Source organism: Bradyrhizobium sp. 192 (genome assembly GCF_023100965.1).
Classification (GTDB): domain Bacteria; phylum Pseudomonadota; class Alphaproteobacteria; order Rhizobiales; family Xanthobacteraceae; genus Bradyrhizobium; species Bradyrhizobium symbiodeficiens.
The window spans coordinates 7,109,650-7,121,777 of sequence record NZ_CP064690.1 but is presented as its reverse complement, the minus strand read 5'-3'; the positions used below and the strand labels follow the sequence as shown (position 1 = coordinate 7,121,777).

13 protein-coding genes are annotated in these 12,128 nt (G+C 65.0%); 6 read left to right on the top strand and 7 right to left on the bottom strand.

What is annotated here, in order from left to right; all coding sequences use genetic code 11:
* Positions 1-59: 59 nt before the first annotated feature.
* The 7 genes from IVB24_RS33345 to IVB24_RS33315 form a co-directional block, all read right to left on the bottom strand.
* Positions 60-437 (bottom strand): hypothetical protein, encoded by a 378-nt coding sequence (locus tag IVB24_RS33345; protein ID WP_334260392.1) that lies wholly within the window; start codon positions 435-437, stop codon positions 60-62.
* A 48-nt stretch (positions 438-485) separates the two neighbouring features.
* Complete coding sequence (locus IVB24_RS33340; RefSeq protein WP_094977830.1) at positions 486-677, bottom strand: hypothetical protein; 192 nt, start codon at positions 675-677, stop codon at positions 486-488.
* 109 nt (positions 678-786) lie between these two features.
* A complete protein-coding gene (locus IVB24_RS33335; RefSeq protein ID WP_244607462.1) occupies positions 787-1,224 on the bottom strand; it encodes a hypothetical protein in 438 nt (145 codons plus the stop codon).
* The gene (gene dapA, locus IVB24_RS33330; RefSeq protein WP_247770609.1) at positions 1,208-2,125 is read right to left on the bottom strand and encodes a 4-hydroxy-tetrahydrodipicolinate synthase; all 918 of its coding nucleotides are present in this window, start codon (positions 2,123-2,125) and stop codon (positions 1,208-1,210) included. Before dapA ends, IVB24_RS33335 begins: the two co-directional genes overlap by 17 nt.
* A gap of 24 nt (positions 2,126-2,149) precedes the next feature.
* Complete coding sequence (locus IVB24_RS33325; RefSeq protein ID WP_247770608.1) at positions 2,150-2,404, bottom strand: hypothetical protein; 255 nt, start codon at positions 2,402-2,404, stop codon at positions 2,150-2,152.
* Positions 2,405-2,537: 133 nt separating this feature from the next.
* Complete coding sequence (locus IVB24_RS33320; protein WP_247770606.1) at positions 2,538-2,816, bottom strand: hypothetical protein; 279 nt, start codon at positions 2,814-2,816, stop codon at positions 2,538-2,540.
* 20 nt (positions 2,817-2,836) lie between these two features.
* Positions 2,837-3,304: a hypothetical protein gene (locus tag IVB24_RS33315; RefSeq protein ID WP_247770599.1), complete on the bottom strand. Its 468-nt coding sequence runs from the start codon at positions 3,302-3,304 to the stop codon at positions 2,837-2,839.
* 624 nt (positions 3,305-3,928) lie between these two features.
* On the opposite strand from IVB24_RS33315, the gene IVB24_RS33310 reads away from it, so the two are divergent.
* From IVB24_RS33310 to IVB24_RS33285, 6 genes are all read left to right on the top strand, one after another.
* Positions 3,929-4,018 (top strand): K(+)-transporting ATPase subunit F, encoded by a 90-nt coding sequence (locus tag IVB24_RS33310; RefSeq protein WP_042340291.1) that lies wholly within the window; start codon positions 3,929-3,931, stop codon positions 4,016-4,018.
* 112 nt (positions 4,019-4,130) lie between these two features.
* A complete protein-coding gene (kdpA, locus tag IVB24_RS33305) occupies positions 4,131-5,834 on the top strand; it encodes a potassium-transporting ATPase subunit KdpA (protein ID WP_247770597.1) in 1,704 nt (567 codons plus the stop codon).
* Between the two features lie 24 nt (positions 5,835-5,858).
* Positions 5,859-7,976, top strand: a complete 2,118-nt coding sequence (gene kdpB / locus IVB24_RS33300) for a potassium-transporting ATPase subunit KdpB (RefSeq protein WP_276578215.1) — start codon at positions 5,859-5,861, stop codon at positions 7,974-7,976.
* A gap of 56 nt (positions 7,977-8,032) precedes the next feature.
* Entirely contained in the window at positions 8,033-8,638 is a 606-nt protein-coding gene (locus IVB24_RS33295; RefSeq protein ID WP_247770589.1) for a K(+)-transporting ATPase subunit C, read from the top strand.
* 40 nt (positions 8,639-8,678) lie between these two features.
* Entirely contained in the window at positions 8,679-11,402 is a 2,724-nt protein-coding gene (locus IVB24_RS33290) for a sensor histidine kinase KdpD (protein WP_247770587.1), read from the top strand.
* A complete protein-coding gene (locus tag IVB24_RS33285) occupies positions 11,399-12,088 on the top strand; it encodes a response regulator transcription factor (protein ID WP_106948521.1) in 690 nt (229 codons plus the stop codon). The genes IVB24_RS33290 and IVB24_RS33285 overlap by 4 nt, the downstream gene beginning before the upstream one ends.
* Positions 12,089-12,128 lie beyond the last annotated feature (40 nt).

The window sequence follows — 12,128 nt, the reverse complement described above, 5'->3', positions numbered from 1 at the left end:
CCAGCAGCAATGCGCCCAACAATGCGACCAGGATGACGATCTTGAGCTCGATCATGTCGTTACCTCACAAGGCGGGCCAGATGTCGCTTCATCCCGTCCAGCCATCGGGCCGCAAGCGCGACCAGCGGACTGCCCTGGTTCTCGATGTCGAGCTCGAAGGTCTCGGCCGGAAACACCAGTGCGCATCGGGCCGGCGCGCTGCGGCGGTGGGCGAATTCGACCGCGGAACTCTTGAACAGGAAGAGACCGCCGGCGCGGCCCTGCGCCTCGCGGGCAACCCAGAGGCCGGCGCGATTGTGCCCGATGAAGAAGGCGGGAATGGCGGGGCTGACGACATCGGGATCGAGCGGCTTGAGCGCCGTCGCCGCGCCGATATCAGGCGCTCCAGTTCGTGACTTCGATGCGCGGTGCACGGCTTGTAGAGCAACGGCAGCCATGGCGGCCTCCTCACACATCTGCAGGGTCATGATGTCTGCCGCGGTGGATCAGGGGTGGAGATGCCAGACATAGATTGCGGTCCGCAGCGCGATGAGCGCGGTGAGCACGCTGCCCATCGAGAGCAAAGTCAGCGCGCCGAGCGCGAGGCGCTTGAGCTGTGCCTTGCGCGCTTCCGAAATCAGCACCGGGCGCTCCGCCCAGGCGAGAGGCCGTTCAAGGCCGTGGGTCAGCATCGACATCTTCGGAAGTCCTTGTCTGTGGTTGCGGCGAGAGCCGTCCTCCGTCTCGTAGGATGATGATCCCGGCGTAGGATTGCGAGATGAGCGCCAGGGCAGGCATATAGGAATGTCATAAGGAAACCGGACGTCGCGCCGTCAGCCCCTTGAAGAGGTCGGCGCGCAGCTTCGATCGAACCCCAGGCGTTACTGGGGCCGAATGCGTCATGCCGATGGCTGCGGCGAAAGCGAGCCGTAGGCGTGGTTCTTCGATCTGGCTGAAGAAGCCGTCCAGGGTTGCATCCGCATTCTGTTGCTGCCCGTGGATTGCCGCGCACAGTTTTGAGGAGCTTCGCCGGAAGAAATGGAGGGTATCATCAAGCTCGCGCCGGCCGCCGAGACGATCGAGCTCTGTGGCGAGCGCCACGACATTGAGCCTGTCGGGTTCGTCCAGCGTCACCGCAAAGCGCAGCACCGCCAGTTGCCAGGCCCGAAGCAGCCTCTGCGGTTCTTCAGTCGATTGCAGCATGTGAGAGCCGGATGGCCGCGCCGCATCAGGCTCCGACGCCATCGATCAGCTCCTCGTCGGCGATCGCTGCGAAGGCCCTGGCGATCTCCGCCCGGCCGGCGGCGTTGAGCGGCACGATCGGCAGCCGCGTGTCCGGCCGCATCAAGTTGAGCATGGCGAGGGCGCTCTTGAGGGCCGCCGGGCTTTCCCTGGAGAGGCAGGTGATGAGCGGGATCAGGCGCTTGTGCAGGTAGCGTGCGGATTGCAGCCGGCCTTGCCTGACCTGCGAAAAGATCGTGCGGCAGAGATCCGGCGCGATGTTGGCAACTTCGGAGATCGCGCCATCGCCGCCGTCCGCGATGTAGGCGAAGGCGGTAACGTCGTCGCCGGATAGAAAGCGAAAGCCGGCCGGCAGATGCCGGGCAAGGCGCATCGGGCGGGTGATGTCGCCGCCGCCGTCACTCAAGCCCACGAATTGGCGGGATTCGGCCAGACGCAAAAGCGTCTCGTCGGCCAGCGGGCGCAGCGTGCGGGAAGGAACGTCGTGCAGGATCACCGGCAAGCCGATCGCACCGGCGATCGCGCGGAAGTGCGCGAGCATGCCCTCTTGCATCGGCTTGTTGTAGGCGGGCACCACCGCCATGACGGCATCGGCGCCGGCTGCCTCCGCCCGCCGCGCGAGTTCGATAGCATGGCTGGTCGCATTCGACATCGCGCCGGCGATGACCCGCACGCGGCCGCGGGTGACATCGACCGCCGTGCGGATGACGAGCTCCTGCTCGGCCGGCGAGAGCGTCGGCGCCTCGCCGGCGGTCTCGCAGACCACGAGCGCGGGAACGCGGGCCGCGACCTGGCGCTCGCAGAGAGCTGCGAACGCCTTGAGATTGATCGCGTCCGCCGTATCGAACGGAGTCGGCATATCCGGGATGAAGCCGGTGAACCAGGCTGAGGGAGGAGTGAACATGGCTTTTCGCCCGTATGCGCCGGCTCAAGCAGCGCGGCGTGCGCTATTGCTGCTGGGGCTCTTGCCCATGTCGAGCTCGATCTCGCGCGGCAGCTCGACGATGGTTTCGGGATGCTGGCCGTTCTCGAACAGTGCGTACTTGATGGCCTGGACGCGGCTGACGAACAGGCCGCCATAGAGGCCGTTTTGTTCCTGCGCGACCCACTGTCCGCTGTGGTTGCGGCCGATGAAGACGATGGTCGAGGGCGAGCTGCACGAGGGAGGTTCGACGAGTTTCACGGACTTATTCCTTCCGATTGACAGAGGTGGCGGGCGCATGTCCCGCAACCGTCTGATCAATATCGTTTCAAGCAGATATGAATTCGAGTGAGGCTGCGTGGCGATCTCATAAGCGCGCCATAAAGGCCTGGGTTCAGGTCAGCTCGTTGACGACATGGACCAGCGCGAACAGCGCACCGAATGCGGCGCATTCGTCCCAATGATTGAGGGCGCGACCGAACAGCGGCTCGCGCCGCAGGAGGGCGACGGCGGCGCACAGGACGATCGACATCCAGAGCAGCGCTGCGAGGCTCCGCCCGAAGCCGATGCTGCCGAAGGCGGCAAAGGCGGCGAGGAGTACCACGCGGACGGCAAAGCGCGCGATCGCGCGTGTCGGGCTCAGGACCGGCGATATGTCCGAAGATTGCGGCAAGGCGCTAACCTCCGGCTAGCTCAGCTGAAGTTTTCGCAGCCGAGCGGCTCGTAGAACGGGTCCGGAGCGGGACGCACCGTGGGAACGCTTGGCCGCGATGTCTCCACGGCTAACGCCTGGACCTCGAGGAAGGCCGACAGCAGCGCGAGCGCCAGGTCGGCGTGACGTGCCTCGACCGCGTTGTCGAGCCAATCCGGCAATTCGCGCTCTCGCGAGAGCGCGCAATGCCACTCACCCTCGTCATAGGCGATGCGGCGGACCTGCCACAGCGGCAGCTCCAGCTCCATCAGCGCCAGCACGGCATCAGCCCAGGCCTCCACGTCGACCAGGCGCATCACGCGCGCAGCGCGTTCGCTCTGACCGAGTGAGGGAAAGCGCCGGCAAGCTGTGTCGATGATCTCGAGCATCAGCGGCTGCGTCATCGCACGCGCATCGCGCAGGCGTCCGCTGAGTGAGGGGGGAGCATTGCGTCGGAGAGCGGCGGTCATGTCAGGCCTCCTGGAATTGGCGTCGGTCAGTCGGCCGGCCTCTCCAAGATGGCTGGAAGGACATTTGAAAACGAGATGGGGAAGAGGCGGGAGATATAAGGATTTCATAAATGCACAATCGCCGCCGGTTCAGGAGTCTGGGCTGCGTCCAATCTCGACCGCAGTCTTTGTGCGAAGCAGGCACTTATAGAAGCAGGCCTTTTGAAAAGACCTCGGCCACCGTCCGAGGTAACAATCGGCAGCGAGGACGATGGTCGATCGCGTCCTTGCGTTGCCGGTCTGAACGACCGTTTGAAATGCGCTGTCGGGGGCGTATGGCCACCGATCACGACGTCCCGGGTTTTTATGAGATTCCTATAACGTCGCCATAGCCCTCATCTCGAAAACCTATGCCCGGGGTGGCACTTGAACGCGGTGAAAGTTCCGGCCAGGAGCCGCGGGGCCTGCGTTGCGCTTGATTTACCGCAAGCCGCCTGCCGGGAATAGAGACACAGTTGCCTCCGGGATGGAGTGCAACGAGGAGTATTCCCATGATGGACATTCTGATGCTGGCGCTGGGCTTCGGCTTCTTCGCCCTTGCGATCGGCTACACTTACGCCTGCGAACGGCTGTGAGGGACGGATCATGATCTTCGATTATTCGCTCGCCGGTGCCGTGTCGCTTGGCCTGCTGATTTACCTCACCTACGCGCTCCTGCGGCCCGAGCGGTTCTGACCCGTGCTGCTGCTTCTCGAATTGCTGCTGGCCGACGCCGCGCTCGTCGCCTGCCTGCTTGCGTTGCTGCTGCCGCTTCTGCGGCGGACACAAAGTCTGAAGGGTTAATGCCATGACTATGATCGGTTGGCTCCAGATCATTCTTTTCTGCGCGATCATCGTCGCGCTGTGCAAGCCGCTCGGCTGGTACATGACGCGCGTGTTCAATGGCGAGCGGACGTTCCTGTCGCCGGTGCTGCGCCCGATCGAGGCCGGGATCTACTGGTTCTCCGGCGTCGACGAAAAGCGCGAGCAGCATTGGCTGACCTATACGGTCGCCATGCTGCTGTTCCATGTTGGCGGCTTCCTCATCATCTACGGCGTGATGCGCCTCCAGGCCGTGCTGCCGTTCAATCCGGCAGGCCAGGGCGCGGTCGCCGAGGATCTGTCCTTCAACACCGCGGTCTCCTTCATTACCAACACCAACTGGCAGAACTACGGCGGCGAGAGCACGCTATCCTATCTCGTCCAGATGCTCGGCCTGACGCACCAGAACTTCCTGTCGGCGGCAACCGGCATCGCGCTGGCGATGGCCTTGATCCGCGGCTTCTCGCGCGCCTCGATGCGCACGGTCGGAAATTTCTGGGTCGACGTCACCCGCTGCACGCTCTACGTGCTGCTGCCGATCTGCGTGGTCTACACGCTGTTCCTGGTCTGGCAGGGCATGCCGCAGACGCTCGGCCCCTATATCGAGGCGACCACGCTCGAAGGCGCCAAGCAGACCATCGCGGTTGGCCCTGTCGCCTCCCAGGTTGCGATCAAGATGCTCGGCACCAATGGCGGCGGCTTCTTCAACGCCAACGCGGCGCACCCCTTCGAGAATCCGACCGCGCTGTCGAACTTCGTGCAGATGCTCTCGATCTTCACGCTCGGCGCCGCGCTCACCAACGTGTTCGGCCGCATGGTTGGCAACCAGCGCCAGGGCTGGGCGATCCTCTCGGTGATGGGTGTGCTGTTCGTCGCGGGCGTCGCCATCGCCTATTGGGCGGAAGCGAACGGAACCTCGATGCTCCATGCGCTGGGTCTGACCGGCGGCAACATGGAGGGCAAGGAGGTCCGCTTCGGCATCGTTGCGTCCTCGCTGTTCGCGGTCGTCACGACGGCGGCCTCGTGTGGTGCCGTCAACGCCATGCATGACAGCTTCACCGCGCTCGGCGGCATGATCCCGCTGATCAATATCGAGCTCGGCGAAATCATCGTCGGCGGCGTCGGCGCCGGCATGTACGGCATGCTGCTGTTCGTCGTCCTCGCGATCTTCGTCGCAGGGCTCATGGTCGGCCGAACGCCGGAATATGTCGGCAAGAAGATCGAGGCGCGCGAGGTCAAGATGGCGATGCTTGCCATCCTGATCCTGCCGCTGATGATCCTGGGCTGGTCTGCCGTGGCGGTGGTGCTGCCCACGGGCGTGGCATCGATGGCGAACGCCGGCCCGCATGGCTTCTCGGAAGTGCTGTACGCCTACTCTTCGCAGACAGGCAACAACGGCTCGGCTTTTGCGGGGCTCACCGGCAATACGCCGTTCTACAATTTGACCGGTGCGTCCGCGATGTTCGTCGGCCGCTTCCTCATGATCGTCCCGGCGATGGCGATTGCCGGCTCGCTGGCGGCAAAGAAGTCGATTCCGCCGTCGATGGGCACGTTCCCGACCACCGGCGGGCTGTTCGTCGGCCTCGTCGTCGGCGTGATCCTGATCATCGGCGGCCTGACCTTCTTCCCGGCCCTCGCCCTCGGCCCCATCGTCGAGCACTTGGCGATGAACGCCGGCAACGTCTTCTGATCGAGCTCTTTCGGAGTTACATCCATGGAATCTGTCCTTAAAGCCAACAAGCGCATGCCGGTTTCGGCGATGCTGGATCCGAAGATCGTGGTGCCGGCCATCGGCGCTGCCTTCGCCAAGCTCGATCCGCGACTGATGATTAAGAACCCCGTGATGTTCGTGGTCGAGATCGTGGCCGCGCTCACTACTGTGATCTTCCTCCGCGACCTCCTCACCGGCGGCGAGAACCTCGGCTTCACCTTCCAGATCATTCTCTGGCTGTGGTTCACGGTGCTGTTCGCCAATCTCGCCGAAGCCGTGGCCGAAGGCCGCGGCAAGGCGCAGGCCGAATCGTTGCGCAAGACCCGCACCGAGAGCCAGGCCAAGCTCCTGACCGGCGCAGGCCAGGCCTTCGAGCTGGTGCCGGGCACGAGCCTGAAGGTCGGCGACATCGTGCTGGTCGAGGCCGGCGATACGATTCCCTCCGACGGCGAGATCATCGAAGGCGTGGCATCCGTCAACGAGGCCGCCATCACCGGCGAGTCCGCGCCCGTCATCCGCGAGTCCGGCGGCGATCGTTCCGCGGTGACCGGCGGCACGCAAGTGTTGTCCGACTGGATCCGGGTCCGCATCACCGCAGCCCAGGGCTCGACCTTCATCGACCGCATGATCAAGCTGGTGGAAGGCGCCGAGCGGCAGAAGACGCCGAACGAGATCGCGCTCAACATCCTGCTCGCGGGCCTCACCATCATCTTCGTATTCGCCACCGTCACCATTCCGAGCTACGCGGCTTATGCCGGCGGCTCGATCTCGGTGATCGTGCTGGTCGCGCTGTTCGTGACGTTGATCCCGACCACCATCGGCGCGCTGTTGTCGGCGATCGGTATCGCCGGCATGGACCGCCTGGTACGCTTCAATGTGCTGGCGATGTCCGGCCGTGCGGTCGAGGCCGCCGGCGATGTCGACACGCTGCTGCTGGACAAGACCGGCACCATCACGCTCGGCAACCGGCAGGCGACCGCATTCCGTCCCGTGCGCGGTGTGACCGAGCAGGAGCTCGCCGACGCTGCCCAGCTCGCCTCGCTCGCCGACGAGACGCCGGAGGGCCGTTCCATCGTGGTACTGGCAAAGGAGAAGTATGGCATCCGCGGCCGCGACATGGCCGAGCTTGGCGCCACCTTCATTCCGTTCACGGCGCAGACCCGCATGAGCGGCGTCGATGCGGGCGGTTCGTCGGTCCGCAAGGGCGCGGTCGATGCGATGCTCAACTACGTCGGCGGCGGCGCGCCGCTGGCGGTTGCTTCGGGCAATGCGGCGCGGGCGATTCAGCCCGCGGCACTGTCGGATCTCGGTCGCGAGGTCCAGAGCATTGCCGACGACATCTCGAAGGCCGGCGGTACGCCGCTTGCGGTTGCGAAGGACGGCAAGCTGCTCGGCGTCATCCAGCTCAAGGACATCGTCAAGGGCGGCATCCGCGAGCGCTTCGCCGAGCTGCGCCGCATGGGCATCCGCACCATCATGATCACCGGCGACAACCCGATGACCGCGGCGGCGATTGCGGCGGAGGCAGGCGTCGACGATTTCCTGGCGCAGGCGACGCCGGAGGACAAGCTCAAGCTGATCCGCGACGAGCAGGCCAAGGGCAAGCTGGTCGCCATGTGCGGCGACGGCACCAACGACGCCCCGGCGCTGGCGCAGGCCGACGTCGGTGTCGCGATGAACACGGGCACGCAGGCCGCCCGTGAGGCCGGCAACATGGTCGACCTCGATTCCAATCCGACCAAGCTGATCGAGGTGGTCGAGATCGGCAAGCAGCTGCTGATGACGCGCGGTGCGCTGACTACGTTCTCGATCGCCAATGACGTCGCGAAGTACTTTGCGATCATCCCGGCGATGTTTCTGGCGTTCTACCCCCAGCTTGGCGTGCTCAACGTGATGAACCTGTCGAGCCCCCAGAGCGCCATTCTCTCGGCGATCATCTTCAACGCGCTTGTAATCATCGGGCTGATCCCGCTGGCCTTGAAAGGCGTCGCCTATCGCGCCGTCGGTGCCGGTGCGCTGCTCCGCCGCAATCTCTTGATCTACGGCCTCGGCGGCATCGTCATCCCCTTCATCGGCATCAAGGCGATCGACCTCGTCGTGACCGCCTTGCACCTGGCTTGACCGTCCTCGTGCGGCGCAAGGCGCCGCGCGCCATGACGAAGACTTAGGAGACCAACATGCTCAGAGAAATCCGCCCCGCCATCGTCCTCCTGCTGGTGCTCGCCGCCATCACGGGCCTTGCCTATCCGCTGGCCATGACGGCCATCGCCGGTGCACTCTTCCCGGCGCAAGCCCAAGGCAGCCTGATCGAGAAGGACGGCAAGGTGATCGGCTCCGCCCTGATCGGGCAGGAGTTCAAGGACGAGAAATATTTCCACGGCCGTCCCTCGGCGACGGTTGCGCCGGACCCCAATGATTCGACCAAGACCGTGCCCGCACCCTACAACGCCGCCAATTCCGGCGGCTCCAATCTCGGCCCGACCAGCAAGGCGCTGGCCGACCGGCTCAGGGAAGATGTGGACAAGCTTAAGGCCGAGAATCCGTCCGCGACCGTGCCGGTCGACCTCGTGACGACGTCGGCCAGCGGCCTCGACCCCGACATCTCGCCGGAAGCGGCGCAATTCCAGGTGCCGCACGTGGCGAAGGCGCGGAATATGCCGGAGGATCAGGTCAAGAAAATCGTAGCCGCCAACACCGAAGGCCGCTTGCTCGGGCTGATTGGCGAACCCAGGGTTAACGTTCTGGCACTGAATCTCTCGCTGGATCGCGCCGCCGCCAGGTAGTGGTCTAGGCTCGCGTCACGCAGGTGATTATATTGGCAAAATGGTCCGAGAGCGCCGCGATCCCGAACAACGTCCGTCGCCCGAGGCGCTGCTGGAAGCAGCGCGCCGGGAAGGGAGTACGAGCGGCAAGCTGAAGATCTTCGTCGGCGCCGCTCCCGGCGTCGGCAAGACCTACGAGATGCTGCAAAGCGCCCACGCCCGGCGCAAGTCGGGCGTCGATGTCGTGGTCGGATTCGTCGAGACCCATGGACGTGCCGAGACCGAGGCGCTGGTGCGCGACCTCGAAGTGATCCCTCGCAAGCGGCTGGACTATCGCGGGCAGATCGTCGAGGAGATGGACCTCGACGCGGTGATCGCGCGCCGGCCACAGATTGCACTGGTCGACGAGCTCGCCCATACCAACGCGGCCGGCAGCCGCCATCCCAAGCGCTATCTCGATGTCGAGGAATTGTTGTCCCACGGCATCGACGTCTACACCGCCGTCAACATCCAGCACATCGAGAGCCTGAACGACGTCGTCGCGCAGATCACTCACGTCCGGGTGCGCGAGACGGTGCCCGACTCCGTGTTCGACCGCGCCGACGCGATCGAGCTGATCGACCTCACGCCCGACGATCTGATTCAGCGCCTGAAGGAGGGCAAGGTCTATGTGTCCAGGCAGGCCGAGCGGGCGCTTGAGCACTATTTTTCGCCGGGCAATCTGACCGCGTTGCGCGAGCTCGCTTTGCGGCGCACCGCCGAGCGGGTCGACGAGCAACTGCTCACTCACATGCAGGCGAATGCCATTGCCGGTCCCTGGGCCGCAGGCGAGCGCATCCTCGTCTGCGTCAGCGAGGATCCGCGCGCGGCCGGGCTCGTGCGCTACACCAAGCGGTTGGCCGACCGGCTGCACGCGCCGTTCACCGCGGTGTCGATCGAGACGCGGCGATCCCTGCAATTGTCCGACGAGCAGCGCGACCGGCTGGCCGATACGCTGCGGCTCGCGGAATCGCTTGGCGGCGAGGCGCTGACCATTCCCGCGGTCGGCCGCCGCATCGCCGACGACGTCGTCAGTTTCGCTCAAGGCAACAACGTCACACAGATCGTGATCGGCAAGTCGACACGCTCGCGCTGGTTCGAGATGACGCGCGGCTCCGTTGTGAACGACCTGGTGCGTCGGGCCGGCAATATCAGCGTTCACGTCATTCCAGGTGACGAGCTGACGAGCGAGCCGGCGCCGAAGACGGCGGTACAGACCGCTGCACGGTCCGAGCCATTCGACGCGATTCCTTACTTGAAGGCGCTCGGGATCACCGCGCTCGGCCTTGCCGCAGCGGTGGCCATCAAGCCGTATTTCGGCATCGAGAACGTCGATCTCATGTTCCTGACCGCGGTGGTTGCCGTGGCTGTTCGCTATGGGTTGTTGCCGTCGCTGCTGGCGAGCATTGCGGCGTCGCTGGCGTATAATTTCTTCTTCCTGCCGCCGGTCTACACCTTCACCATCACCGATCCGACCAACGTCGCGGCGTTCTTCTTCTTCATGCTGATCGCATTCGTGGTGTCCAACGTCGCCGCGCGCGTGCGCACCCAGGCCGACGCCGCCATCGGCCGGATCAGGATGAGCGAGCAGCTCTACGCTTTCAGCCGCAAGCTCGCCGGCACCGCGACGCTCGACGACGTGCTGTGGGCGAGCGCCTACCAGATCGCCTTGATGCTGAAAGTCCGGGTGGTGCTGCTGCTGCCGGAAGAAGGCCTCCTCACGGTGAAGTCCGGCTACCCGCCCGAAGACGAGCTCGACCAGGCCGACCTTGCCGCGGCCAATTGGGCCTGGAGCAACGACCGCCCCGCCGGCCGCGGCTCGGACACGCTGCCGGGTGCAAAACGGCTGTTCCTGCCGATGCGCACCGGGCGCGGCCCGATCGGCGTCATCGGCATCGACAACGACCGCACGGGTCCGTTGCTGACGCCGGACCAGCGCCGGCTGCTGGATGCGCTGGTCGATCAGGCCGCGCTGGCGATCGAGCGCGTGCTGCTGGTCGAGGACATGGACCGTGTCAAGCGCACGGTCGAGTCCGAGCGGCTGCGCTCCGCGCTCCTGACCTCGATCTCGCACGATTTGAAGACGCCGCTGGCCTCGGTGCTGGGGGCGGCCTCGACCATGCGCGATCTCGCCGGTGCGCTATCCGACACCGAGAAGCGCGATCTGCTCGCCACCGTGATCGACGAGTCCGAGCGGCTCAACCGCTTCATCGCCAATCTGCTCGACATGACCAAGCTCGAATCCGGAGCGATCGTGCCCAACACGGCGCTGCACGATCTCGGCGAGATCGTCGGCAGCGCGCTGCGGCGCGCCAGCAAGATCCTGATCGCCCACAAGGTGGAGCTGCAGTTGGCGGCAGATCTGCCGATGCTTCAGCTCGATGCCGTCCTGTTCGAGCAGGTGCTGTTCAACTTGCTGGACAATGCCGCAAAATACTCACCGCCGGACACCACGGTTTCGATCAAGAGCAGGCGCGAGCGCGATCAAATCGTGCTGGATGTCGCCGACGAAGGCGACGGCATCCCGCCTGATGAACTCGAGAGCGTGTTCGACAAATTTTACCGCGCGCAGAAGGGGGATCACGTCCGCCCCGGCACGGGGCTCGGGCTCGCCATCTCCCGCGGCTTCGTCGAGGCGATGCGCGGCACGATCTCGGCCGCCAACCGCCGTGACCGCAGTGGCGCCGTCCTCACCATCCGTCTTCCCGTTCCGGCAGACAGCCGCGCATTGGACACCGCCGCATGAGTGCTGCCCCGATCAAGGTCCTGGTCATCGACGACGAGCCGCCGATCCGGAAATTGCTGCGGATGGGGCTGACGACGCAAGGCTATGAAATCCTGGAAGCGTCGAACGGCAGGATGGCGCTGGAGAAGCTGGTCGAGGAGCCGGCGCTGATCATCCTCGATCTCGGCCTGCCCGACGTGCAGGGACACGAGCTGCTGCGCACCATTCGTGCCCGCAACGAAGCCGTGCCGATCGTGGTGCTGTCGAGCCGCGGCGACGAAGCCGGCAAGGTGCAGGCGCTCGATCTCGGCGCCGATGATTATCTGACCAAGCCGTTCGGCATGGAAGAGCTCCTGGCGCGCCTGCGCGCCGCGCTGCGGCACCAGCTCCAGATCCAGGGCGAGCGGCCGGTGTTCCGCACCGGCGATCTCTCGGTCGATCTCGTCCGCCGCATCGTCAAGGTCGGCGAGCGTGACGTCAAACTGTCGCCGAAGGAATATGATCTTTTGCGCGTGCTGGTGCAGCACGCGGGTAAAGTGCTCACCCACCGCTTCCTGCTGAAGGAGCTGTGGGACGAATTGACCGACGCGCAATATTTGCGCGTCTATGTCCGCCAGCTGCGCCAGAAGATCGAAGCCGATCCTGAGCGGCCGCAATTTGTGCTGACCGAGACGGGGATCGGCTATCGGTTGAAGGCGGGGGATTGAGACCCGTAGGGTGGGCAAAGGCGCAAAGCGCCGTGCCCAC